At 66.4% G+C, this 2,156-nt stretch carries 1 protein-coding gene; it reads left to right on the top strand.

Features of this window, described 5'->3' with window-relative positions; genetic code table 11:
* The coding region (locus tag IVA79_RS15305) for a VCBS domain-containing protein (RefSeq protein WP_247554051.1) at positions 1-2,156 on the top strand (2,156 nt) is incomplete at both ends.

Here is a 2,156-nt window from a genome sequence, read left to right as displayed (position 1 = left end):
AGCGGCACCGTGACGGTGACCATCACCGGCAGCAATGATGCGGCCACGGTCTCGTCGGACTCGAAGTCCGTCACCGAAGGCGATGCTGCCGCCGCATTGAACGCCTCTGGCCAGCTGACGATCGTGGATCCCGACAGCGGCGAAGCCCATGTCGTGGCGCAGGGCAATGTGCACGGAACCTATGGCGACTTCAGCATCGATGCCAATGGCGCCTGGAGCTACACCGGCAACGGTGCCCACAACGAGCTCACCGCCGGCCAGCAGGTGCAGGACCAGTTCACGGTCACCAGCCAGGACGGCACCGCCACCGGCATCGTCACGGTGACCATCACCGGCAGCAACGACGCGGCCACGGTCAGCTCAGACTCGAAGTCCGTCAGCGAGGGCGACACCGCGGCGGCGCTGAACACCAGCGGCCAACTGACGATCGTGGATCCCGACAGCGGCGAAGCCCATGTCGTGGCACAGAGCAATGTGCACGGAACCTATGGCGACTTCAGCATCGATGCCAATGGCGCCTGGAGCTACACCGGCAACGGTGCCCACGATGAGCTCACCGCTGGCCAGCAGGTGCAGGACCAGTTCACGGTCACCAGCCAGGACGGCACCGCCACCGGCATCGTCACGGTCACCATCACCGGCAGCAATGATGCGGCGACAGTCTCGTCGGAGGCGAAGTCCGTCACCGAAGGCGACGCTGCCGCCGCATTGAACGCCTCTGGCCAGCTGACGATCGTGGATCCCGACAGCGGCGAAGCCCATGTCGTGGCGCAGAGCAATGTCCACGGCAGCTATGGCGACTTCACGATCGATGCCAACGGGGCCTGGAGCTACACCGGCAACGGCGCCCACGACGAGCTCACCGCCGGCCAGCAGGTGCAGGACCAGTTCACGGTCACCAGCCAGGACGGCACCGCCACCGGCACCGTCACGGTGACCATCACCGGCAGCAACGATGCGGCGACAGTCTCGTCGGACTCGAAGTCCGTCACGGAGGGCAACACTGCCGCCGCCCTCAACACCAGCGGCCAACTGACGATCGTGGATCCCGACAGCGGCGAAGCCCATGTCGTGGCACAGGGCAGCGTCCACGGCAGCTATGGCGACTTCACGATCGATGCCAACGGGGCCTGGAGCTACACCGGCAACGGTGCCCACGACGAGCTCACCGCCGGCCAGCAGGTGCAGGACCAGTTCACAGTCGCCAGCCAGGACGGCACCGCCACCGGCATCGTGACTGTCACGATCACCGGCAGCAATGACGCGGCGACAGTCTCTTCGGAGGCGAAGTCCGTCACCGAGGGCGATGCCGCGGCGGCGCTCAACACCAGCGGCCAGCTCACCATCACCGACCCTGATACGGGCCAGGCCCATGTCGTGGCGCAGAGCAACGCGCACGGCACCTATGGCGACTTCAGCATCGATGCCAACGGCGCCTGGAGCTACACCGGCAATGGCGCCCACGATGAGCTCACTGCCGGCCAGCAGGTGCAGGACCAGTTCACGGTGACCAGCCAGGACGGCACCGCGAGCGGCATCGTCACGGTCACCATCACCGGCAGCAACGATGCGGCGACAGTCTCGTCGGAGGCGAAGTCCGTCACCGAGGGCAATGCCGCGGCGGCGCTCAACACCAGCGGCCAGCTCACCATCACCGACCCTGATACGGGCCAGGCCCATGTCGTGGCGCAGAGCAACGCGCACGGCAGCTATGGCGACTTCAGCATCGATGCCAACGGGGCCTGGAGCTACACCGGCAATGGCGCCCACAATGAGCTCACTGCCGGCCAGCAGGTGCAGGACCAGTTCACGGTGACCAGCCAGGACGGCACTGCCACCGGCACCGTGACGGTGACCATCACCGGCAGCAATGATGCGGCGACAGTCTCGTCGGACTCGAAGTCCGTCACGGAGGGCAACACTGCCGCCGCGCTCAACACCAGCGGCCTATTGACGATCGTGGATCCCGACAGCGGCGAAGCCCATGTCGTGGCCCAGAGCAATGTGCACGGCAGCTATGGCGACTTCACGATCGATGCCAACGGGGCCTGGAGCTACACCGGCAACGGTGCCCACGACGAGCTCACCGCCGGCCAGCAGGTGCAGGACCAGTTCACAGTCGCCAGCCAGGACGGCACCGCCACCGGCATCGTGAC

This window comes from Bradyrhizobium sp. 138 (genome assembly GCF_023074075.1).
Classification (GTDB): Bacteria; Pseudomonadota; Alphaproteobacteria; order Rhizobiales; family Xanthobacteraceae; genus Bradyrhizobium.
This window is presented reverse-complemented; position numbering and strand designations above follow the sequence as displayed.